Origin of the sequence: Enterobacter sp. 22452, assembly GCF_052045065.1 — a bacterium.
In the GTDB taxonomy this organism is placed as follows: Bacteria; Pseudomonadota; Gammaproteobacteria; order Enterobacterales; family Enterobacteriaceae; genus Enterobacter; species Enterobacter mori.
In genome coordinates this window covers 75,356-96,355 of the sequence record NZ_JBQEOB010000007.1, presented here as the reverse complement: position 1 = coordinate 96,355, position 21,000 = coordinate 75,356, and the positions used below count along the sequence as shown (strand labels likewise).

The 21,000-nt window shown below is 55.8% G+C and carries 22 protein-coding genes; 16 read left to right on the top strand and 6 right to left on the bottom strand.

All coding sequences use genetic code 11. The annotated features are described in order from the left end of the window. Positions 1–4 precede the first annotated feature (4 nt). From ACTJJA_RS19145 to ACTJJA_RS19135, 3 genes are all read right to left on the bottom strand, one after another. Complete coding sequence (locus ACTJJA_RS19145) at positions 5–1,420, bottom strand: oxamate carbamoyltransferase subunit AllG family protein (protein ID WP_440668940.1); 1,416 nt, start codon at positions 1,418–1,420, stop codon at positions 5–7. Continuing rightward, positions 1,420–2,961: an acyl-CoA synthetase FdrA gene (fdrA, locus tag ACTJJA_RS19140; protein WP_440668939.1), complete on the bottom strand. Its 1,542-nt coding sequence runs from the start codon at positions 2,959–2,961 to the stop codon at positions 1,420–1,422. The genes ACTJJA_RS19145 and fdrA overlap by 1 nt, the downstream gene beginning before the upstream one ends. A gap of 107 nt (positions 2,962–3,068) precedes the next feature. Further along, positions 3,069–3,674, bottom strand: coding sequence for an ankyrin repeat domain-containing protein (locus ACTJJA_RS19135; RefSeq protein WP_108416429.1), 606 nt, complete (start codon positions 3,672–3,674; stop codon positions 3,069–3,071). A gap of 321 nt (positions 3,675–3,995) precedes the next feature. On the opposite strand from ACTJJA_RS19135, the gene ACTJJA_RS19130 reads away from it, so the two are divergent. Then, positions 3,996–4,925 (top strand): LysR substrate-binding domain-containing protein, encoded by a 930-nt coding sequence (locus ACTJJA_RS19130; protein WP_100166249.1) that lies wholly within the window; start codon positions 3,996–3,998, stop codon positions 4,923–4,925. On the opposite strand, the gene ACTJJA_RS19125 is transcribed toward ACTJJA_RS19130, so the two are convergent. Continuing rightward, positions 4,922–5,080, bottom strand: coding sequence for a YqaE/Pmp3 family membrane protein (locus ACTJJA_RS19125; RefSeq protein ID WP_014884952.1), 159 nt, complete (start codon positions 5,078–5,080; stop codon positions 4,922–4,924). The genes ACTJJA_RS19130 and ACTJJA_RS19125 overlap by 4 nt on opposite strands. Positions 5,081–5,269: 189 nt before the next feature. Here ACTJJA_RS19125 and ACTJJA_RS19120 point away from each other — a divergent pair, with 189 nt between their 5' ends. Together ACTJJA_RS19120 and ACTJJA_RS19115 are read left to right on the top strand one after the other, a co-directional pair. Beyond that, a complete protein-coding gene (locus ACTJJA_RS19120) occupies positions 5,270–5,791 on the top strand; it encodes a rhodanese family protein (RefSeq protein WP_336667338.1) in 522 nt (173 codons plus the stop codon). Positions 5,792–5,869: 78 nt separating this feature from the next. Then, complete coding sequence (locus ACTJJA_RS19115; protein WP_010434327.1) at positions 5,870–6,049, top strand: hypothetical protein; 180 nt, start codon at positions 5,870–5,872, stop codon at positions 6,047–6,049. Between the two features lie 38 nt (positions 6,050–6,087). Here ACTJJA_RS19115 and stpA read toward each other — a convergent pair whose 3' ends face one another. After that, the gene (gene stpA, locus ACTJJA_RS19110) at positions 6,088–6,492 is read right to left on the bottom strand and encodes a DNA-binding protein StpA (RefSeq protein ID WP_440668938.1); all 405 of its coding nucleotides are present in this window, start codon (positions 6,490–6,492) and stop codon (positions 6,088–6,090) included. A 492-nt stretch (positions 6,493–6,984) separates the two neighbouring features. Between stpA and alaE the strand changes: the two genes are divergently transcribed. Further along, positions 6,985–7,434: an L-alanine exporter AlaE gene (gene alaE / locus ACTJJA_RS19105; RefSeq protein WP_042716310.1), complete on the top strand. Its 450-nt coding sequence runs from the start codon at positions 6,985–6,987 to the stop codon at positions 7,432–7,434. 32 nt (positions 7,435–7,466) lie between these two features. Here the strand turns inward: alaE and ACTJJA_RS19100 are convergent, their stop codons facing one another. Continuing rightward, on the bottom strand, positions 7,467–7,811 hold the full coding sequence (locus tag ACTJJA_RS19100; RefSeq protein ID WP_010434335.1) for a DUF2002 family protein: 345 nt from the start codon (positions 7,809–7,811) through the stop codon (positions 7,467–7,469). Positions 7,812–7,971: 160 nt separating this feature from the next. Here ACTJJA_RS19100 and ACTJJA_RS19095 point away from each other — a divergent pair, with 160 nt between their 5' ends. The 12 genes from ACTJJA_RS19095 to emrB all read left to right on the top strand — a co-directional run bounded on the left by ACTJJA_RS19095 (position 7,972) and on the right by emrB (position 20,977). Continuing rightward, positions 7,972–8,298 carry a DUF883 domain-containing protein gene (locus tag ACTJJA_RS19095; protein WP_010434339.1) on the top strand — a complete coding sequence of 109 codons (327 nt, stop codon included), beginning with the start codon at positions 7,972–7,974 and terminating at the stop codon, positions 8,296–8,298. Between the two features lie 242 nt (positions 8,299–8,540). Continuing rightward, positions 8,541–8,780, top strand: coding sequence for a glutaredoxin-like protein NrdH (nrdH, locus tag ACTJJA_RS19090; RefSeq protein WP_010434342.1), 240 nt, complete (start codon positions 8,541–8,543; stop codon positions 8,778–8,780). Then, positions 8,777–9,187, top strand: a complete 411-nt coding sequence (gene nrdI, locus ACTJJA_RS19085) for a class Ib ribonucleoside-diphosphate reductase assembly flavoprotein NrdI (protein WP_440668937.1) — start codon at positions 8,777–8,779, stop codon at positions 9,185–9,187. The genes nrdH and nrdI overlap by 4 nt, the downstream gene beginning before the upstream one ends. Continuing rightward, a complete protein-coding gene (nrdE, locus tag ACTJJA_RS19080; protein WP_440668936.1) occupies positions 9,160–11,304 on the top strand; it encodes a class 1b ribonucleoside-diphosphate reductase subunit alpha in 2,145 nt (714 codons plus the stop codon). Before nrdI ends, nrdE begins: the two co-directional genes overlap by 28 nt. A gap of 9 nt (positions 11,305–11,313) precedes the next feature. After that, positions 11,314–12,273 (top strand): class 1b ribonucleoside-diphosphate reductase subunit beta, encoded by a 960-nt coding sequence (gene nrdF / locus ACTJJA_RS19075; RefSeq protein ID WP_440668935.1) that lies wholly within the window; start codon positions 11,314–11,316, stop codon positions 12,271–12,273. A gap of 333 nt (positions 12,274–12,606) precedes the next feature. Continuing rightward, complete coding sequence (gene proV, locus ACTJJA_RS19070; protein WP_042715648.1) at positions 12,607–13,809, top strand: glycine betaine/L-proline ABC transporter ATP-binding protein ProV; 1,203 nt, start codon at positions 12,607–12,609, stop codon at positions 13,807–13,809. Next, complete coding sequence (proW, locus tag ACTJJA_RS19065; protein WP_089601292.1) at positions 13,802–14,872, top strand: glycine betaine/L-proline ABC transporter permease ProW; 1,071 nt, start codon at positions 13,802–13,804, stop codon at positions 14,870–14,872. Before proV ends, proW begins: the two co-directional genes overlap by 8 nt. A 9-nt stretch (positions 14,873–14,881) precedes the next feature. Then, complete coding sequence (proX, locus tag ACTJJA_RS19060) at positions 14,882–15,877, top strand: glycine betaine/L-proline ABC transporter substrate-binding protein ProX (protein WP_010434360.1); 996 nt, start codon at positions 14,882–14,884, stop codon at positions 15,875–15,877. A gap of 205 nt (positions 15,878–16,082) precedes the next feature. Then, positions 16,083–17,267 carry an MFS transporter gene (locus ACTJJA_RS19055; protein ID WP_440668934.1) on the top strand — a complete coding sequence of 395 codons (1,185 nt, stop codon included), beginning with the start codon at positions 16,083–16,085 and terminating at the stop codon, positions 17,265–17,267. A 314-nt stretch (positions 17,268–17,581) separates the two neighbouring features. Continuing rightward, positions 17,582–18,112 carry a transcriptional repressor MprA gene (mprA, locus tag ACTJJA_RS19050; RefSeq protein WP_089601288.1) on the top strand — a complete coding sequence of 177 codons (531 nt, stop codon included), beginning with the start codon at positions 17,582–17,584 and terminating at the stop codon, positions 18,110–18,112. Positions 18,113–18,240: 128 nt separating this feature from the next. After that, on the top strand, positions 18,241–19,413 hold the full coding sequence (emrA, locus tag ACTJJA_RS19045; RefSeq protein ID WP_440668933.1) for a multidrug efflux MFS transporter periplasmic adaptor subunit EmrA: 1,173 nt from the start codon (positions 18,241–18,243) through the stop codon (positions 19,411–19,413). Between the two features lie 16 nt (positions 19,414–19,429). Further along, complete coding sequence (emrB, locus tag ACTJJA_RS19040; protein ID WP_089601284.1) at positions 19,430–20,977, top strand: multidrug efflux MFS transporter permease subunit EmrB; 1,548 nt, start codon at positions 19,430–19,432, stop codon at positions 20,975–20,977. The last annotated feature ends 23 nt before the right edge of the window (positions 20,978–21,000 follow it).

Genomic DNA, 21,000 nt, shown 5'->3' with positions numbered 1-21,000 from the left:
TGCCTTATAAAAAGTAGCGATCGCGGAAGGTCAACAGCGCCTTTTCAAAACAGCTAAACGGCGGGTGAACGATGCCCGCCCCAATCATGCCGATGCCCGCGTCTTTATGGGCAATGGCGGTATTAATGACCGGCAGAATGCCGCTGCCCGCGACTTTGGTAATGTCGATGGCGGTTGGGATGCCCATAAACGAGAGCAGCGGAATGGTGACGTTTGGGTTTTCGCCGAGGGTGATTTCGCGCATTTGGCGGGAGAAGTCGATGGCTTCATCCACCGTCCCGCCCACCAGCGCGACAATCGCCGGGGCCGTCGCCATCGCAAAGCCGCCAATGCCGTAGGTTTCGGTGATGGCGCTGTCGCCGATATCCAGCCCGGAGTCTTCCGGCTTATAGCCCGCGAACATCGGACCAATCACCTGCTGCGCCGGGCCGGTGAACCACTGCCCCGGCAGGCCGGAAATGCGCAGGCCGAACTCGTAGCCGTTGCGCGCCATGGTGGTGACGACGGTGCTGTACTCAATGCCGTGAGCAGCGTCCAGCGCGGCCTTACACATCGCCATCCACGTCGGACCGGAGAAGTAGTCGCTGCTGGCGACAAACTCAAATACCTCGCGCTGCTGCTCCACCGGATACCCCGCCTGAATCAGCCCCGGCGTCAGCGCCTGGATCAGCAGCGTGGTGCCCGCGTTGTTGCGGTTGTGGCACTCGTCGCCCATGTGCAGCGCCTGCGCCAGCATCAGGCGCAGGTCGATTTCGCCGATGATCTTCATGGCGTCGCGCAGCATCGGGCCGAGCACGTCGCGCATCCAGTTCAGGCGGTCGATGACGCTCTGGTCGTTGGCCCCCATGCGCAGGATCTTCGCCATCTGCTCGCTGAGGTTGGTGAACGCGCGGTTGCCGTAGGTTTTGTTTTCAACGATGTGCATAAACATCGACGCGGAGGTGACGCCCGCCATCGAGCCCACGCAGTCATGCTCGTGGCACGGCGAGAACGTAATATCTCCGGAGGCGGCGAGCCTTGCCGCATCGTCCAGATCTTTCGCCAGCCCTTCAAACACCAGCGCCCCGGTGACCGCGCCCTTCATTGCCCCGCACATGTTCTCCCAGGAGACGGGCGGACCGGCGTGCAGAATGGTGGTGCGGGTCATGCCCGGCACCACGTTAATGGCCTGGTCATAGCCCACCAGTACCGGATGGGACTGAATAATGCGCTCAAGCGCAATTTGGTTGGCGGCGGCGATTTTCTCCACCAGCGGTTTTTCGGCCAGCTGGTCGAGCGCCTCAACGACCTGCATATTGCCCTGCCCCGGCGGCGTCCAGTCGAGCTGGGTGACGGGAACGTGCTGTTTTTTGAGATCATCGCTGAACATCGCAATGCCGACGTTAATGACGTTCAGCGGCTGGTTGAATAAGGTCGTCATTATGCTTTCTCCCCTTTGCAAACAAATTCGCGTGCCAGTAATCCAGTGTTGGTACTGCTGCTGGCCCAGATAACGCCAGCGTCGGTCAGCAGCTGGCACTGCTGCGCCAGGGACTGCGGATCCTGGTCGGTGCCGAGTACGTAGCCGAGAATTTCCAGAGGACGGTTATCCGCCTTCGCGATGGCCTGCGCCTCCTTAATGGCATCAAGCATCACCCCCACCGGATCCTCATGCGCGCCGAAGCCCAGCACAAAGTCCATCACGATGACGCCCACCTCAGGATCGCGCGCCTCCTGCAGCAGGCGGCTGATGCGGTTGGTCGGGTCGATCATCGGATGCGGCTTGCCGTTGGTGAAGTCGTCGTCGCCAAAGTCGAGGAAGGTGTGGGCTTTACTGACGCTGATGTCGCTCAGGCGTCTGGCCGGATCAGGCTGGATGTTGCTGTAGACGTCGTCGAATTTCGCAAGCGCCGCAAACATCGCCTCGTCGCACAGGGTGCCGCCGCAGAACAGGCCGCGAATGTACTTCTGCTGCGGGGTCAGGCGGGCGCGAACCTCTTCAATCAAAGGCCAGTTGAGCGGATGCAGGTCCAGGGACTCTTTTTTGATGCCGGTAAGCAGGACCGCCTTCAGGGCCGCCTCTTTGGTACCGCGGGCAAACTGCAGGCCATCTTCATCGGCGGGCGGTTCGCTGCGCCCAAGGAAGCAGACGACCACCGGCTTGCGGCAGGTACGCGCGCGGGCCAGCACTTTCTCCGCCACGGCAGGAGCCGCTGGTTTGGAGATCAGCGCGATAACCTGGGTGCCCTCGTCGGCTTCAAGCATGTCGATGGCGTCGAGCATCATCAGGCCGCCAATTTTCTCGCTGAGATCGCGCCCGCCGGTGCCAATCAGCTGCGACACGCCGCCGCCAAATTCGTGAATGCGCACGCTCAGCTCCTGACTGCCGGTGCCGGAAGCGCCGACGATGCCAACCGAGCCGCGGCGCACAGCGTTAGCAAAGCACAGTCCCGCACCGTTGATGATGGCGGTGCCGCAGTCCGGCCCCATCATCAGCAGCCCTTTCTGGTGCGCGAGCTGCTTCAGCGCCAGCTCGTCGTCGAGCGACACGTTATCGGAAAAGAGCATGACGTTAAGATCGTTTTCCAGCGCCTGGCGCGCTTCGCGGGCGGCGAAAGTACCGTTGACGGAAATCACCGCAAGGTTTGCGTCCGGGCGATGGGTTTTGGCGCTGACAATCGTGGCGTAGCGCGCTTCATGAGAGCCTGCGCTCTCTTTACGCGTGAACAGCGCTTCAATAGCGGCCAGCGTTTCATCATTCGCCGCGTCGCCTTTAATCACAATCATCAGGTCGCCGTTTTTGGCTTCCGCTAATTCCGGCGTTAATAGCCCGAGGTTTTTTAAGACGCCTTTGTTCATTTCCGTCGCCATGGCCACAAACGCCTGCTCGACGCCGGGCAATTTATTGGCTTTGGTGGAAACCGACATCAATGAAACCGAATCAAACCAGGTATTCTTTTTAATCACGACTTTCGTTGGCATTATTTTCTCCTGAACGCGGATAAAAGGGGGCCGCCGTCGTGCAAAATGCACGTCGGTTAAAAATACTTTTGTATTAACGGCCAGCCGGAAATGGCTGGCCGAATGCGTTATGCGCCTGCCGCCAGCAGCAGGTCGGCTATCGCATCGAAGCCTTTTTCCCGCGCCAGCTCGAGCGGGGTTTTGCCGTATTTGTCGGTCATGTGCGGGTTCGCGCCGTGATCCAGCAGCAGCTTGACGATCTCCTGCTGCTTCGCGCCGCCGTCGTTAAGCACGATGGCTTCCAGCAGCGGCGTCCAGCCGACAAAATTGGTGTGGTTGACGTTGATATCCGTTTTTTCCAGCAGCTCGCGCACGATCTCCACATGCCCTTTTTCACTGGCAGGCGTAATGCCCACGCCGCCAAAGCGCGTCAGGCGGTCGAGATCGGGATTTGCCGGAAGGACAAGGCGCAGCAGGGTGATATCGTTGGTCAGGCAGCTAATCAGGAAGGGGTTAAAGCAGGTCTGGTCCTGTTTATCAATATCCGCACCGGCGGCAATTAATAGCTCCACGCAGGAATAATGCTTTTTCAGGCTGGCAATAATAACCGCCGTTCTTTTCTGGCGGTTGGTGGCGTTAATATCCACGCCTTTCTCCAGACAGGCTTTTAGCGCATCGCTATTGCCCTCTTCTGCTGCCAGCAGAAATTCAGTAACGAGTTCGTTCGCAGACATATTCAGACTCCCGATGTTTTTATTTCTGTTGACCTGAGAATAGCAACAGCCTGGTCATAAAAGAATCCGCTTAAAAATGATTCATCGACAGCCAATTAATTGTTGAGTTAAATTCAACAAACGGGTTAAAATGTGCGTCTGTGCAACCTTTTTCTTATGTTTCACCGCGTTTTAGCGCGCGAAGCTGCATTATGCTTATGCCTGACGAAGCCTTACCGAGTGCGGCCTGCAGCAAATAGCCAGAACTGTGACCGGCTTCAAATGCGTTGTAACATCGTTGTTAAAATATGTTCAAAACTGATGGCTCACGGGAGCAGTGATATGAATTCCATCTTTACCGAAGAGAACCTGCTGGCCTTCACCACCGCGGCGCGCTTTGGCAGCTTCAGCAAAGCCGCCGCCGAACTGGGCGTGACGACCTCCGCTATCAGTTACACCATTAAGCGCATGGAGACCGGGCTGGACGTGGTGTTGTTTGTGCGCAACACGCGCAGCATCGAGCTGACCGAGTCCGGGTTTTACTTTTACCGCAAGGCCACCGACCTGCTAAACGACTTCCACGCCATCAAGCGCGGGATTGATACCATTTCGCAGGGCATCGAGGCGCGGGTGCGCATCTGTATTAATCAGCTGTTGTATACGCCGCGCCACACCGCCAGGCTATTACAGGTGCTGAAAAAACAGTTTCCGACCTGTCAGATTACCGTCACGACCGAGGTCTACAACGGCGTCTGGGATTCTATTATCAACAATCAGGCCAATATCGCGATTGGCGCGCCGGACACGCTGCTCGACGGCGGCGGGATTGATTACACCGAAATTGGCGCTATCCGCTGGGTCTTTGCCATCGCACCGGAACATCCGCTCGCCTTTGTTCCCGAACCGATAGCGGAGAGCCAGCTGCGCCTGTATCCGAACATCATGGTGGAAGATACCGCGCATACCATTAACAAAAAGGTTGGCTGGCTGCTGCACGGGCAGGAGGCGATTCTTGTGCCGGATTTCAACACCAAATGCCAGTGTCAGATCCTGGGGGAAGGGATTGGCTTTTTGCCGGAATACATGGCGAGAGAGGCGGTGGAGGATGGTCTCCTGGCGACGCGACGCATTAACAACCCGCGCCAGGATTCGCGCATGCTGCTTGCCACGCAGCATGCCGCGACCGGTCAGGTGACGCGCTGGATCAAACAGCAGTTTGGTCCAGAAGGTGTGCTGACCGGGATCTACAGCGATTTACTCTGGCGTGCTTAGCTTTTGGTCTGGACCCAAAACGCGTGAATAAGACCCGGGATGTATCCCAGTAAGGTCAGAAGGATGTTGAGGATAAACGCCCAGCCAAACCCTTTGCCAAGCAGTACACCCAGCGGCGGCAGGATAATCGTAAAAACAATACGCCAAAAACCCATAACAGACTCCGTGCAAGCTAACCAATTGAAAATAAAAAGAGACTATCTCTAAGCATAGCCAGTTTACCGCTTGCTGCCAGGACGTTCCTGCGCTTTTACCTGCCTTTACCCTCTTTACACTGGCTTAAGGCATTCATTAAGTGCTCTACTTGTCAGACCTATCCCGATGAGTTGCTGTAAGGAAACACGATGCCTCTTGCTCTTATTACGCCACAGCAGGCGAATGCGCTTATTGCTGAGGGCGCAAGACTGATTGATATTCGCGATACCGATGAATATGCCCGTGAACATATTGCGGTTGCACAGTCCGTTCCGCTGGATACCTTACCCGCCGGGCTTAAAACAGCGCCCGGTGAAACGGTGATTTTTCATTGCCAGTCCGGCGCACGAACAGCAAACCATGATGCCCGTTTGGCCCAGGCAGCATCACCCGCTCAGGCCTTCGTGGTTGAGGGGGGCATTCAGGGCTGGAAACAGGCCGGGCTGCTGACCGTCGAAGATAAATCACAGCCGCTGCCCCTGATGCGGCAGGTACAAATTGCAGCGGGGCTGCTGATCCTGCTCGGCGTGGTGCTGGGCTACACGCTCTCAGGCGGCTTTTTCCTGCTGAGTGGTTTTGTGGGGGCGGGCCTGCTGTTTGCCGGTCTGACCGGTTTTTGCGGCATGGCGCGGCTGCTGAAGATCATGCCGTGGAACCGTCGTACCTCGTAAGCAGTACCAGACCGTTTAATGCTGTACCCTTTGCACGACGTGGGCTAAGGTGAAGATCGCTAAATGAGAGGAGGTACTATGTTTTCTGTTGGTGATTATGTGCAGCCGCGTCAGGGCGGTCCAAAACTGAAAGTGCTCGACGTGAAGGACGACAGCATTGTGGTCGTGCAGGCCAGCAATGAACAGGGCGAGACATTTACCCTGAAAGCCGCAGAGGTGACGTTATATACCGAAGCGGGTGATTTTGGCGTCTGCTGATTGTAAAACCGGGCGGATACGTCCGCCCGGCTCAAGACTTAAATCAGAAAATCATCCAGTGTTTTACCGTTTGCCAGCGCATTGGCAATCGCCTTTGGCGTGCGGCCCTGGCCGGTCCACGTTTTCTCTTCGCCATTCACATCAATAAAGCGATATTTCGCTTCACGCACTTTGCGTTTTTTCGCCGGTTTACCGGCCTGCACGCGTTCAGTACCGAGCAGATCGGAAGGTGAAATACCGTCGGCTTTCATCCGTTCCAGCAACGCATTAATTTTATCCTGCTGCTCTGCACGTTGCTGCTCGAATTCCGACTGCTCGTGTTGTTTTTCTTCAACAACGATCCTGACCTTCTCCAGCATTTCGTCAAGAATGTCGACGGATAATTCACGTGCCATTGCACGCAGCGTACGGATATTATTAAGATTCTGTAACGTCAAAGACATAATAATTAAAAACCTTTTCTTTGGAGTAAACCGGAAATCAGCCGACAGAATAATTCATTTTAAACACAATATCTACCCATCAGCGCGACAGGACAATTTTGTAAATATTTTAAAATAAATAATTTATATATCAGCCGAGAGAACCGCATGCGTCCCGGGAATTAATTGCCGCATCAATATATACGGTTACCTTTGAGCCAAATTGTAGAATATCACGCGGTTCTCAGAGACGCGGTTACGGCCTCTGAAAGGATCAAGCATAAACAATTGATTTATAAACATAAAAATACATCAAGGAGAGAAAATAACGAAGCGAGTAAAAAACAGACAAATTTAGAGCATATTGTGGAAAAAACGCCAGCAAATAAAAATTTATCACTAGTTGTTAGTTCAAAGCCAGAGAGATACGCTATACGCGTCAAACAAACCAATCTAAATCACTAAGATTTACCGATAAAACATCACCTTTTGTGCTTCTCAAGGAGTTCAGACATGTTCTCACCGCAATCACGCCTGCGCCATGCGGTAGCGGATACCTTCGCGATGGTAGTCTACTGCTCCGTCGTCAACATGCTGATTGAAATTTTCCTCTCCGGAATGACCTTTGAGCAGTCACTTTCATCTCGTCTGGTGGCCATCCCGGTCAACATCGTTATTGCCTGGCCTTACGGATTATATCGCGATGCGATTATGCGCTTTGCCCGTCGCATTAGCCCGGCAGGTTGGGTTAAAAATCTGGCCGACGTGCTGGCGTATGTCACATTCCAGTCACCGGTTTATGTGGCTATTCTGCTGACTGTGGGCGCAGACTGGCATCAAATCGCGGCGGCGGTCAGTTCAAATATCGTGGTTTCGATGTTAATGGGTGCGGTCTACGGCTACTTTCTCGACTACTGCCGCCGTCTGTTTAAAGTCAGCCAGTACAGCCAGGCAAAAGCATGAGGTGGGGCGACTGGCTCATGCCAGTCGCAGACTTACTGAATGTCGCCAAACAGTCCCTTCAGAAAACGCTCCAGCGCCATCCGTGAACTGAAACCGTGCGGAATACCATAATGCTCATGCGTCTCACCGCCTAAATAGAGCGGAAATTGCTGATAATGATCGCAGGTTTTAATATCCGAGGCAGGCTCAGCAAAGGACAAACTTCTGTCTTTCAGGGTCGGGTGAATAATGAGAGCGGTGCGCCCCATTCTCGCTTCACGGTTTACGTAAACATAATTCTCGCCACGGCGATATCCATACGCTTTAGATGTCACCTCATCCATGGTGAATCCCTCTTTTTCAAGAACGCGCGCCACCTCATCGGGTCGTAAATACATATCTCTTCCTCGTTATCTTTTCCTGCCCGGCAACCTTACAGTATTCAGCATTAGCAGGGCTTTCAGAATATTCCATAAACTGTTCAATAAGCCGTGACTCGCTTCAGATATTAAATTTCTGAACTAGACTAAACGGGAACGCAAAATTATGGAGGATCCTATGTTTAACAGACCGAACCGAAACGATATTAATGATGATGCGCAGGATATTCGTAATGATGTCAGCCAATTAGCGGACACGCTAGAGGAAGTGCTGAAGTCCTGGGGAAGTGACGCGAAGGATGAAGCAGATGCCGCAAAACGTAAGGCTCAGTCTCTGTTGCGTGAAACCCGAGCCCGGATGCACGGTCGTTCTCGCGCTACGCAGGCGGCCTGCGACGCGGTGAGCTGTGCCAATACCTTCGTCCGTGAAAAACCGCTTTGTGCACTGGGTACGGTTGCCGCCGTCGGTATTTTTGTTGGTGCCCTGCTCAGCCTGCGTAAGTAAACACGACTTATCAGCCCCGGTTGCCTCAGGCGCCGGGGCTTTTCTTTGTCCGAACACCTGTAAAACCCGTACAGCACGCCCTGCCCCGCTGTGCTCATCACCCGGGCATTATCAATCTGAATTTCCCATATCTTGTATGGTTGATAATTATCACAACTACATCTAGTATTCCTTTAGCAACAGAGACACAACCTGACGCGTTCAATCGCGCCGTTTTCTTATTCTAAATGGAAATACGAATCATGAGCATTATTATTTACACTCGTAACGATTGTGTTCAGTGCCACGCAACCAAACGTGCAATGGAGAGCCGCGGCGTGGCGTTTGAGATGGTGAATATCGACCTGGTGCCCGATGCCGCCGATACCCTGCGTGCGCAAGGTTTCCGGCAGCTTCCGGTGGTCGTCGCCGGGGAGACCAGCTGGTCTGGCTTCCGCCCGGACATGATCAACCGCCTCGCCGCTCAGGCCGCCCGTGCATGAGTGGGCTGGTGTTCTTCTCCAGCGGCTCGGAAAACACGCTCCGCTTTATCGAGCGTCTCGGGATGTCTGCGACCCGCATCCCGCTTAACGAGCGGGAGCGAATTCAGGTAGACGAACCTTTCATACTGGTGGTGCCCAGCTATGGCGGCGGGGGTACGGCGGGGGCGGTTCCCCGTCAGGTGATCCGCTTTCTCAACGATCCCCATAACCGGGCGCTGATCCGCGGGGTTATTGCGGCGGGAAATCGCAATTTCGGCGATGCCTTTGGCCGCGCCGGGGATGTCATCTCTCAAAAATGCGGCGTGCCGTATCTCTATCGCTTTGAACTGATGGGGACACAGCAGGACGTAGAAAACGTGCGTAAAGGAGTGAACGAATTTTGGCAACGACAACCGCAGAACGCGTAATGCAGGCAACGCCTGATTACCACGCATTAAATGCGATGCTCAACCTCTATGACCGCGAGGGGCGCATCCAGTTTGGTAAAGACCATGATGCGGTGGACGCCTTTTTTGCCGCCCACGTTCGGCCTAACACGGTGACGTTTGGCAGCCAGCATGAGCGTCTCGACTATCTGGTTAAAGAAGGCTACTACGAAGAACGCGTGCTGACCCGCTACGACCGCACCTTTGTGGTGAAGCTGTTTGAACGCGCGCATGCCAGCGGTTTTCGTTTCCAGACGTTTCTTGGCGCGTGGAAGTACTACACCAGCTATACCCTGAAGACCTTTGACGGCAAACGCTACTTAGAGAGCTTTGAAGATCGCACCGTGATGGTGGCGTTAACCCTGGCGCAAGGGGATGAAGCGCAGGCTGAACGCCTGATGGAGGAGATCCTCTCCGGCCGCTTCCAGCCCGCCACGCCGACCTTCCTCAACTGCGGCAAGGCCCAGCGCGGCGAGCTGGTTTCCTGTTTCCTGCTGCGCATCGAAGACAATATGGAGTCGATTGGCCGCGCGGTGAACTCGGCGCTGCAGCTCTCTAAACGCGGCGGCGGGGTGGCGTTTCTGCTCTCGAACCTGCGCGAAGCGGGCGCGCCGATCAAGCGCATCGAAAACCAGTCCTCGGGCGTGATCCCGGTAATGAAGATGCTGGAAGATGCCTTCTCGTATGCCAACCAGCTTGGCGCGCGTCAGGGCGCGGGGGCGGTTTATCTGCATGCACACCACCCGGATATTCTGCGCTTTCTGGATACCAAGCGCGAAAACGCCGACGAAAAAATCCGCATCAAAACCCTGTCGCTCGGCGTGACGATCCCGGACATCACCTTCCAACTCGCCAAAGAGAATGCCGAGATGGCGCTCTTCTCGCCCTATGACATTGAGCGTATTTACGGCAAAGCCTTTGGCGACGTGGCGATAAACGACCTCTACGACGAGCTGGTGGCAGACGATCGCATCCGTAAAAAGTACATCAACGCCCGCGATTTCTTCCAGACGCTGGCGGAGATCCAGTTTGAGTCCGGCTATCCCTACATCATGTACGAGGACACGGTGAACCGAGCGAACCCGATTGCCGGGCGCATCAACATGAGTAACCTGTGCTCGGAGATTTTGCAGGTCAACAGCGCCTCCACCTACGACGAAAACCTGGACTACGCGGACATCGGGAAAGATATCTCCTGCAACCTCGGCTCGCTGAATATTGCCCACACCATGGATTCCCCAGACTTTGGCCGCACGGTGGAGACCGCCATTCGCGGGCTGACGGCGGTGTCCGACATGAGCCACATCCGCAGCGTGCCGTCTATTGAAGCGGGCAACGCCGCGTCCCACGCCATCGGGCTGGGGCAGATGAACCTGCACGGGTATCTGGCGCGGGAAGGCATCGCCTACGGCAGTCCGGAGGGGCTGGATTTTACCAACCTCTATTTCTACACCGTCACCTGGCACGCGCTGCACACCTCGATGATGCTGGCGCGCGAGCGTAACCAGCGCTTCGCGGGCTTTGAGCAGTCGCGCTACGCGAGCGGAGAGTATTTCAGCCAGTACCTTGAAGGCGACTGGCAGCCGAAAACCGAAAAAGTGCGCGAACTTTTTGCCCGCGCGGGTATTACCCTGCCGACGCGCGAGATGTGGCAGCAGCTGCGTGTCGACGTGATGCGCTACGGCATTTATAACCAGAACCTGCAGGCGGTGCCGCCAACCGGATCGATTTCCTACATCAACCACGCCACGTCGAGCATTCACCCCATCGTGTCGAAAATTGAAATTCGTAAGGAAGGCAAAACCGGGCGCGTTTACTACCCTGCCCCGTTTATGACCAACGAGAACCTGGCGCTCTATCAGGATGCGTATGAGATCGGCCCGGAAAAAATCATCGATACCTACGCCGAGGCGACGAAGCATGTCGATCAGGGGCTGTCGCTGACGCTGTTCTTCCCGGACACCGCCACCACGCGGGATATCAACAGGGCGCAGATCTACGCCTGGAAGAAAGGCATCAAAACGCTCTACTACATTCGCCTGCGCCAGCTTGCGCTGGAAGGCACCGAAATCGAAGGCTGCGTGTCCTGCGCGCTGTAAGGAGAAAGGATGAAACTGTCACGCGTGAGTGCCGTTAACTGGAACAAAATCCAGGACGATAAAGACCTGGAGGTGTGGAATCGCCTGACCAGCAACTTCTGGCTGCCGGAAAAGGTGCCGCTTTCGAACGATATTCCGGCCTGGCAAACGCTGAGCCACGCCGAGCAGCAGCTGACGATCCGCGTCTTTACCGGCCTGACGCTGCTGGACACCATTCAGAATACCGTCGGTGCGCCAGCGCTGATGAGCGACGCGCTGACGCCGCATGAAGAGGCGGTGATGTCGAACATCAGCTTTATGGAAGCGGTGCATGCCCGCTCCTACAGCTCGATTTTCTCCACGCTGTGCCAGACCAAAGACGTGGACGCGGCCTATACCTGGAGCGAAGAGAGTGAGTCATTACAGCGCAAGGCGGAACTGGTGCTGGAGTATTACCGCGCCGACGAACCGCTGAAGAAGAAGATCGCGAGCGTGTTCCTGGAATCCTTCCTCTTCTATTCCGGCTTCTGGCTACCGATGTACTGGTCGAGCCGGGGCAAGCTCACCAACACCGCCGACCTGATCCGCCTCATCATTCGTGATGAAGCGGTGCACGGGTATTACATCGGCTATAAGTATCAGAAAGGGCTGGAGAAAATCAGTCTGGAGAAACGCGAGGCACTCAAAGGTTTTGCCCTCGATTTGCTGATGGATCTGTACGACAACGAGCTGAGCTATACCGAAGAGCTGTACGCCGGAACGGGCTGGGAGGACGATGTGAAGGCGTTCCTCTGCTACAACGCCAACAAGGCGCTGATGAACCTGGGCTACGAGGCGCTGTTCCCGCCGGAAATGGCGGAGGTGAACCCGGCGATTCTGGCAGCGCTGTCGCCTAACGCCGACGAAAACCACGACTTCTTCTCCGGGTCTGGCTCGTCGTACGTGATGGGCAAAGCGGTGGAGACGGAAGATGAGGACTGGGATTTTTAATGTATGAATTAACGTTCATTAATTAAATATACATCTCATTATTTCCATACCAATATTTCACCAGGCACTACACTGTAATTTCCCCGTCATATTCGCCTGAATCATACCGATTCAGGCGAAATTTCCCGATGCAGCAGCAAAAAATTGAGAAAAATTCAAAAAGCCCTCAGCCCTTTACTCATGGGAAATTCAGCCGTTTCGCTTGCGTCAAAATTCCGACTTCAGGTCACCTCAGGGTTGTCTCAGATTCTCAGTATGTTAGGGTTATGCCCGTTAACAATTTACCATGGTAATCATATCGACATAAACTAATAACAGGACACTCTCTATTGCATGGCAATTAAATTAGAAGTGAAAAATCTTTATAAAGTATTTGGCGAGCATCCGCAGCGCGCATTCAAATATATTGAGAAAGGCCTTTCGAAAGAGCAAATTCTGGAAAAAACCGGGCTATCGCTTGGCGTTAAAAACGCCAGTCTGGCCATTGAAGAAGGCGAGATTTTTGTCATCATGGGGTTATCCGGTTCGGGTAAATCCACTATGGTTCGCCTTCTCAATCGCCTGATTGAACCCACCCGCGGGCAGGTGCTGATTGACGGCGTGGATATCGCCAGAATATCAGACGCAGAGCTTCGCGAGGTGCGCAGAAAGAAGATTGCGATGGTGTTTCAGTCATTCGCGCTGATGCCGCATTTGACGGTGCTGGATAATGCCGCCTTCGGGATGGAATTAGCCGGTACGCCCGCTCAGGAACGGCAGGAAAAAGCCCTTGATGCACTGCGTCAGGTCGGGCTGGAAAATTATGCCCACGCGTATCCGGATGAACTTTCCGGCGGTATGCGTCAGCGTGTAGGATTAGCCCGCGCGTTAGCCATTAATCCAGACATATTATTAATGGATGAAGCCTTCTCGGCGCTCGATCCGTTAATTCGCACCGAGATGCAGGATGAGTTGGTAAAATTACAGGCTAAACATCAACGTACCATTGTCTTTATTTCCCACGACCTCGATGAAGCCATGCGTATTGGCGACCGTATTGCCATTATGCAAAACGGTGAAGTCGTGCAGGTGGGAACACCGGATGAAATTCTCAATAATCCGGCGAATGATTATGTCCGTACCTTCTTCCGCGGCGTGGATATTAGCCAGGTGTTTAGCGCCAAAGATATTGCCCGTCGAACCCCGAACGGCATTATCCGTAAAACGCCAGGCTTCGGCCCGCGCTCGGCGCTGAAGCTGCTGCAGGATGAAGACCGTGAATACGGTTATCTGGTTGAACGCGGCAATAAATTTGTCGGCGTTGTTTCCATCGACTCCCTGAAAACGGCTCTCACTGAGAACCAGGGGATCGATGCGGCGTTAATTGACGCTCCGCTCGCCGTGGACGCAGAAACGCCGCTCAGCGAGTTGCTCTCTCACGTGGGCCAGGCGCCGTGCGCCGTACCGGTCGTTGGTGAGGAACAACAGTACGTCGGCATCATCTCAAAACGGATGCTGCTGCAGGCTTTAGATCGCGAGGGGGCAAACAATGGCTGATCAATCTAACCCGTGGGGTACCACTGAAGCAGCGGACAGCGCTGCGCAATCTGCCGACGCGTGGGGTTCCACGCCAGCGCCGACCGATGGCGGCGGTGCGGCAGACTGGCTGAACAGCGCACCCGCGCCTGCGCCAGAACACTTCAATATTATGGATCCGTTCCACAAAACGCTGATCCCGCTGGACAGCTGGGTTACGGAGGGGATCGACTGGGTGGTCACCCACTTCCGTCCGGTCTTCCAGGGGATCCGCGTCCCGGTGGATTACATCCTGAACGGCTTCCAGCAGCTGATGCTGGGCATGCCAGCACCGGTGGCGATTATCCTGTTCTCCCTGATCGCCTGGCAGTTCGGTAGCGCGGGCATGGGGGTCGCCACGCTGATCTCGCTGATTGCCATTGGCGCGATTGGCGCGTGGTCGCAGGCAATGATCACCCTGGCTCTGGTGCTGACCGCCCTGCTCTTCTGCGTTGTCATCGGCTTACCGATGGGGATCTGGCTGGCGCGCAGCCCGCGGGCCGCGAAGATTATTCGTCCGTTACTGGATGCGATGCAGACCACGCCGGCGTTCGTCTATCTGGTGCCGATCGTGATGCTGTTCGGCATCGGCAACGTGCCGGGGGTAGTGGTGACCATTATCTTCGCCCTGCCGCCGATTATCCGTCTGACCATTCTGGGGATTAACCAGGTGCCAGCGGATCTGATCGAAGCCTCACGTTCCTTCGGCGCCAGCCCGCGTCAGATGCTGTTCAAAGTTCAGCTTCCGCTGGCGATGCCGACCATCATGGCGGGCGTTAACCAGACGCTGATGCTAGCCCTGTCGATGGTGGTGATCGCCTCGATGATCGCCGTTGGCGGACTGGGCCAGATGGTGCTGCGCGGTATCGGCCGTCTCGACATGGGGCTGGCTACCGTCGGCGGCGTCGGCATTGTGATCCTCGCCATTATTCTTGACCGCCTGACTCAGGCCGTCGGTCGTGATTCACGCAGTCGCGGCAACCGTCGCTGGTATACCACCGGCCCCGTCGGGTTACTCACCCGCCCTTTCACGAAATCAAAATAAGGAACAACGATGCGACATAACGTACTTTTTGCCACAGCGTTTGCCACCCTTGTCTCCACCAGCACGTTTGCGGCTGAGCTGCCTGGCAAAGGCATTACCGTACAGCCGGTGCAGAGCACCATTTCGGAAGAGAGCTTCCAGACGCAGATCGTCAGCCGCGCGCTGGAGAAGCTGGGCTATACGGTCAACACGCCGAGTGAAGTGGACTATAACGTGGGCTACACCTCGATTGCCTCTGGTGACGCCACCTTTACCGCGGTTAACTGGCAGCCGCTGCACGACGACATGTATGCCGCCGCCGGTGGCGACAAGAAATTCTATCGCGAAGGCACCTTCGTGACGGGCGCAGCGCAGGGGTATCTGATCGACAAGAAAACCGCCGATCAGTACCACATCACCAATATTGAACAGCTGAAAGATCCGAAGATCGCCAAGCTGTTCGACACCAACGGTGACGGCAAGGCCGACATGATGGGCTGCTCGCCGGGCTGGGGCTGTGAAGCGGTGATTAACCACCAGAACAAAGCCTTCGATCTGGCGAAAACCGTCGACGTGAGCCACGGCAACTACTCCGCGATGATGGCCGACACCATTGCCCGCTTCAAAGAGGGTAAACCGGTGATCTACTACACCTGGACGCCGTACTGGGTGAGCGACGTGCTGAAGCCGGGTAAAGACGTGGTGTGGCTGCAGGTGCCGTTCTCCTCCCTGCCGGGCGAGCAGAAAGATATCGACACCAGGCTGCCGAACGGCATGAACTACGGCTTCCCGGTGAACACCATGCATATCGTCGCCAACAAAGCCTGGGCAGAGAAAAACCCGGCGGCGGCGAAGCTGTTCTCGGTGATGAAGCTGCCGCTGGCGGACATCAATGCCCAGAACGCGATGATGCATGCGGGTAAATCGTCAGAAGCGGATGTAAAAGGCCACGTGGACGGCTGGATCAAAGCCCACCAGCAGCAGTTCGACGGCTGGGTGAAAGAGGCGCTTGACGCGCAGAAGTAAAAAATACAACACAACCTTACCCCTCACCCTAACCCTCTCCCCAAAGGGGAGAGGGGACTTTATACACCCTCTCCCCTTTGGGGAGAGGGCTGGGGTGAGGGGATTAACCGCACAAACACACACATAACAATCCCCCAACATTCACCATCATTGGTTATTATGGTTTCCGGAAATATAATCACTCAACTAACGATTCCTGAAACTAATGACAAAAACAACTCAAGGGCTTAGCCCCGCACTCATCCTTTTAATGTCCGTGGCAACGGGTCTGGCAGTCGCCAGCAACTACTACGCGCAACCTCTTCTCGACACCATCGCCCGCGCGTTCAATCTCTCTGCCAGCTCCGCAGGCTTTATCGTCACCGCCGCCCAGCTTGGCTATGCCGCCGGACTGCTGTTCCTGGTGCCGCTCGGCGATATGTTTGAACGCCGGATGCTGATCGTTTCCATGACCCTGCTGGCGGCCGGTGGGATGTTGATCACCGCCAGCAGCCAGTCGCTGACGATGATGATTATCGGTACCGCCCTGACGGGACTGTTTTCCGTGGTGGCGCAAATTCTGGTGCCGCTGGCGGCAACGCTCGCTTCGCCGGAAAAGCGCGGCAAAGTGGTAGGCACCATTATGAGCGGCCTGCTGCTGGGGATTTTACTGGCGCGAACCGTCGCCGGGCTGCTGGCTAGCCTCGGCGGCTGGCGCACCGTTTACTGGGTGGCGAGCGTGTTGATGGTAGTGATGGCACTGGCGCTGTGGCGCGGGCTGCCGAAAGTGAAGCAAGAGAACCATCTTAACTACCCTCAGCTTCTGGCCTCCGTATTCAGCCTGTTCACGCAGGATAAACTGCTACGCACCCGCGCTCTGCTGGGGTGTTTCACCTTCGCCAACTTCAGCATTCTCTGGACGTCGATGGCCTTTCTGCTGGCCGCACCGCCGTTTAACTATTCCGAAGGGGTGATTGGTCTGTTTGGTCTGGCCGGTGCGGCGGGCGCGCTGGGCGCACGACCGGCGGGTGGGCTAGCTGACAAAGGCAAATCGCACATGACCACGACTGCCGGGCTGGTTTTACTTCTGCTCTCCTGGGCGGCTATCTGGTATGGGCACGTCTCCGTGCTGGCGCTGATCGTCGGTATTCTGGTGCTCGACCTGACCGTCCAGGGCGTGCATATCACCAACCAGACCGTCATTTACCGCGTGAAGCCTGAAGCGCGAAACCGCCTCACGGCCGGGTACATGACCAGCTACTTTATCGGTGGTGCTGCAGGTTCGTTGATTTCTGCTTCCGCATGGCAGCATGCGGGCTGGACAGGCGTGTGCGCCATCGGCGCCGTCATGGCGGTGCTGAATCTGCTGGTCTGGTGGCGTGGCTATCACCGCCAGGAGGCAATTCACTAAGATTTACACTGCTTTAGGCCTCCTGGGGTGTAAAGGGGGCCTGCATCTGTTAATGTTAACGCAATTATTTATTCCAGAAATTTTAATGTGGGTGACATATTTAGTATACGCATGAATAGCTCAGACCCCCATCCTCACCTCCCCTCTTCAACGGGTTCATACCCTACGCTTTCTGTGCTCACCGGGTCACGGACTTACCCGGCGCTTTCTGATGGTGACATACGTTTGGCGGATATAACCGCACAAATAATTCATTTACATTATTTGTCACTGTCGTTACTATATCGGCTGTAATTAATGAGGTTATGCCCAAAATGGATAGTTCGTTTACGCCCATTGAACAAATGCTTAAATTCCGCGCCAGTCGTCATGAGGACTTCCCTTATCAGGAAATCCTGCTGACTCGCCTGTGCATGCACATGCAGGGTAAGTTGCTGGAAAACCGTAATAAGATGCTGAAAGCTCAAGGGATTAACGAGACGTTGTTTATGGCGTTAATTACGCTGCAGTCTCAGGAAAACCACAGCATTCAACCGTCTGAGCTGAGCTGCGCGCTGGGTTCATCCCGCACCAATGCGACCCGTATCGCTGATGAGCTGGAAAAACGCGGCTGGATTGAGCGCCGTGAAAGCGACAACGACCGCCGCTGTCTGCATCTGCAACTGACCGATAAAGGTCACGAATTCCTGCGTGAGGTGCTGCCACCTCAGCACAATTGCCTGCACAAACTCTGGTCTGTCCTCAGCACTGCCGAGCGCGACCAGCTTGAGCACATCACTCGCAAGCTGCTCACCCGTCTGGACCAGATGGATGAAGACGGCGCCATTCTTGAGGCGCTGCGCTAACGCGACGACACGCTCGAATATCCTGATTTAAAAAAGAAAACTGACAGGCCAGCACGTCACACTGCTGGCCTTTCTGACAACAGGTCGGCTCAGCCGATGTGAAAATAAGAAGATCGTGGAGAACAACAATGAGCGCAAATGCGGAGAATACCAACCCGCAGCAACCGGCCAACAAGAAAGGCAAACGTAAGAGCGCCCTTCTTCTGTTGACCTTGCTCTTTATTATTATTGCCGTGGCATATGGGATCTATTGGTTTTTAGTATTGCGTCATGCTGAAGAGACTGACGATGCATACGTGGCAGGGAACCAGGTTCAAATTATGGCGCAGGTGTCGGGCAGCGTGACGAAAGTCTGGGCTGACAATACCGACTTTGTGCAAAAAGGGGATGTGCTGGTCACGCTCGATCCGACCGACGCCCAACAGGCATTCGAAAAAGCACAGACAGAGCTGGCCTCCAGCGTCCGTCAAACTCGCCAGCTGATGATCAACAGCAAACAGCTTCAGGCCAGCATCGACGTGCAGAAAACCGCACTGGCACAGGCGCAGAGCGATCTCAATCGTCGTGTTCCTCTCGGCACCGCCAACCTGATTGGCCGTGAAGAGCTGCAGCACGCCCGCGACGCCGTTGCCAGCGCGCAGGCTCAGCTGGACGTGGCGATCCAACAGTACAACGCCAACCAGGCGATGGTGCTGGGCACCAGTCTGGAAAACCAGCCAGCCGTTAAGCAGGCGGCGACCGAAGTGCGTAACGCATGGCTTGCCCTGCAGCGTACCAAAATTGTCAGCCCGATGACCGGCTACGTCTCCCGTCGTTCCGTCCAGCCAGGGGCACAAATTAGCCCAACCACGCCGCTGATGGCGGTCGTTCCGGCGGACAATCTGTGGGTGGATGCGAACTTCAAAGAGACACAGCTTGCGCATATGCGTATCGGCCAGACCGCGACCGTTATCAGCGACATCTACGGCGATGACGTGAAGTACACCGGTAAAGTGGTCGGTCTGGACATGGGGACCGGCAGCGCCTTCTCCCTGCTGCCTGCGCAGAACGCCACCGGTAACTGGATCAAAGTGGTTCAGCGTCTGCCGGTGCGTATCGAGCTGGATGCCAAACAGCTGGCGGATCACCCGCTGCGTATCGGTCTTTCCACGCTGGTGACGGTCGATACCGCCAACCGCGACGGTCAGATCCTCGCAAGCCAGGTGCGCAGCAGCCCGGCTTATGAAAGTAACGCCCGTGAAATTAGCCTCGATCCGGTCAACAAGCTGATCGATGACATCGTGAAGGCAAACGCCGGTTAATCCGAAGGTGAGCGTTATGCAACAGCAAAAGCCGCAAAAACCGCTGGAAGGCGCGCAGCTGGTCATTATGACCATTGCGCTGTCTCTGGCGACATTCATGCAGGTGCTGGACTCCACCATCGCAAACGTGGCGATCCCGACTATCGCCGGGAACCTTGGCTCATCGCTGAGCCAGGGAACCTGGGTCATTACCTCGTTCGGGGTGGCAAACGCCATCTCCATTCCGATCACCGGCTGGCTGGCGAAGCGCGTCGGTGAAGTGAAGCTGTTCCTGTGGTCAACGGTATTGTTCGTTCTCGCCTCCTGGGCGTGCGGCATGTCCAACAGCCTGACGATGCTGATTTTCTTCCGCGTCATTCAGGGGATTGTGGCAGGGCCGTTGATTCCGTTGTCGCAGAGTTTACTGCTGAACAACTACCCGCCCGCCAAACGCTCCATTGCGCTGGCGCTGTGGTCAATGACCGTAATTGTCGCGCCGATTTGCGGACCGATTCTCGGTGGCTACATCAGCGATAACTACCACTGGGGCTGGATCTTCTTTATCAACGTACCGATTGGTGCGCTGGTCGTGTTGATGACCCTGCAGTCTCTGCGCGGTCGTGAAACGCGTACCGAGCAGCGGCGAATTGATGGCGTGGGGCTGGCGTTGCTGGTCGTCGGCATTGGTAGCCTGCAGATCATGCTCGACCGGGGTAAAGAGCTGGACTGGTTTGCCTCGTCGGAAATCATCGTCCTCACGGTCGTTGCCGTGGTCGCTATCAGCTTCCTGATTGTCTGGGAGCTGACGGACGACAACCCGATAGTCGATCTCTCGCTGTTTAAGTCGCGAAACTTCACCATCGGCTGTCTGTGTATCAGCCTCGCCTACATGCTCTACTTCGGCGCGATCGTTCTGCTGCCGCAGCTATTGCAGGAGGTATACGGCTATACCGCGACCTGGGCGGGGCTGGCCTCTGCGCCTGTGGGGTTAATACCGGTTCTGCTGTCGCCGATTATTGGTCGTTTCGCCCATAAGCTCGACATGCGCAGGCTGGTCACGTTCAGCTTTATCATGTACGCCGTCTGCTTCTACTGGCGCGCGTATACGTTCGAACCGGGAATGGACTTTGGCGCGTCCGCGTGGCCGCAGTTTATTCAGGGCTTTGCGGTGGCGTGCTTCTTTATGCCACTGACCACCATTACGCTTTCCGGCTTACCGCCTGAGCGCATGGCGGCGGCATCGAGCCTGTCGAACTTTACCCGAACGCTGGCGGGCTCCATCGGGACGTCGATCACCACGACGCTGTGGACCAACCGGGAATCATTGCACCATGCGCAGTTGACCGAAGCGGTGAACCCGTTCAACCCGAATGCTCAGCAGATGTATAGCCAGCTGGAGGGAATGGGGATGACGGAGCAACAGGCGTCCGGCTGGATCGCCCAGCAGATCACCAACCAGGGTCTGATTATCTCAGCCAACGAGATTTTCTGGATATCGGCAGGGATCTTTATCGTCCTGCTGGGGCTGGTGTGGTTTGCTAAACCACCGTTTGGCGCCGGTAGCGGCGGCGGCGGTGCGCACTAGTCCTGTGCGCAGGTTGCCGGGTG

Coding starts and splice junctions, on each gene's coding strand:
- ACTJJA_RS19145 (WP_440668940.1), bottom strand. CDS start 1,420: ATGACGACCTTATTCAACCAGCCGCTGAACGTCATTAACGTCGGCATT.
- fdrA (WP_440668939.1), bottom strand. CDS start 2,961: ATGCCAACGAAAGTCGTGATTAAAAAGAATACCTGGTTTGATTCGGTT.
- ACTJJA_RS19135 (WP_108416429.1), bottom strand. CDS start 3,674: ATGTCTGCGAACGAACTCGTTACTGAATTTCTGCTGGCAGCAGAAGAG.
- ACTJJA_RS19130 (WP_100166249.1), top strand. CDS start 3,996: ATGAATTCCATCTTTACCGAAGAGAACCTGCTGGCCTTCACCACCGCG.
- ACTJJA_RS19125 (WP_014884952.1), bottom strand. CDS start 5,080: ATGGGTTTTTGGCGTATTGTTTTTACGATTATCCTGCCGCCGCTGGGT.
- ACTJJA_RS19120 (WP_336667338.1), top strand. CDS start 5,270: ATGCCTCTTGCTCTTATTACGCCACAGCAGGCGAATGCGCTTATTGCT.
- ACTJJA_RS19115 (WP_010434327.1), top strand. CDS start 5,870: ATGTTTTCTGTTGGTGATTATGTGCAGCCGCGTCAGGGCGGTCCAAAA.
- stpA (WP_440668938.1), bottom strand. CDS start 6,492: ATGTCTTTGACGTTACAGAATCTTAATAATATCCGTACGCTGCGTGCA.
- alaE (WP_042716310.1), top strand. CDS start 6,985: ATGTTCTCACCGCAATCACGCCTGCGCCATGCGGTAGCGGATACCTTC.
- ACTJJA_RS19100 (WP_010434335.1), bottom strand. CDS start 7,811: ATGTATTTACGACCCGATGAGGTGGCGCGCGTTCTTGAAAAAGAGGGA.
- ACTJJA_RS19095 (WP_010434339.1), top strand. CDS start 7,972: ATGTTTAACAGACCGAACCGAAACGATATTAATGATGATGCGCAGGAT.
- nrdH (WP_010434342.1), top strand. CDS start 8,541: ATGAGCATTATTATTTACACTCGTAACGATTGTGTTCAGTGCCACGCA.
- nrdI (WP_440668937.1), top strand. CDS start 8,777: ATGAGTGGGCTGGTGTTCTTCTCCAGCGGCTCGGAAAACACGCTCCGC.
- nrdF (WP_440668935.1), top strand. CDS start 11,314: ATGAAACTGTCACGCGTGAGTGCCGTTAACTGGAACAAAATCCAGGAC.
- proV (WP_042715648.1), top strand. CDS start 12,607: ATGGCAATTAAATTAGAAGTGAAAAATCTTTATAAAGTATTTGGCGAG.
- proW (WP_089601292.1), top strand. CDS start 13,802: ATGGCTGATCAATCTAACCCGTGGGGTACCACTGAAGCAGCGGACAGC.
- proX (WP_010434360.1), top strand. CDS start 14,882: ATGCGACATAACGTACTTTTTGCCACAGCGTTTGCCACCCTTGTCTCC.
- ACTJJA_RS19055 (WP_440668934.1), top strand. CDS start 16,083: ATGACAAAAACAACTCAAGGGCTTAGCCCCGCACTCATCCTTTTAATG.
- mprA (WP_089601288.1), top strand. CDS start 17,582: ATGGATAGTTCGTTTACGCCCATTGAACAAATGCTTAAATTCCGCGCC.
- emrA (WP_440668933.1), top strand. CDS start 18,241: ATGAGCGCAAATGCGGAGAATACCAACCCGCAGCAACCGGCCAACAAG.
- emrB (WP_089601284.1), top strand. CDS start 19,430: ATGCAACAGCAAAAGCCGCAAAAACCGCTGGAAGGCGCGCAGCTGGTC.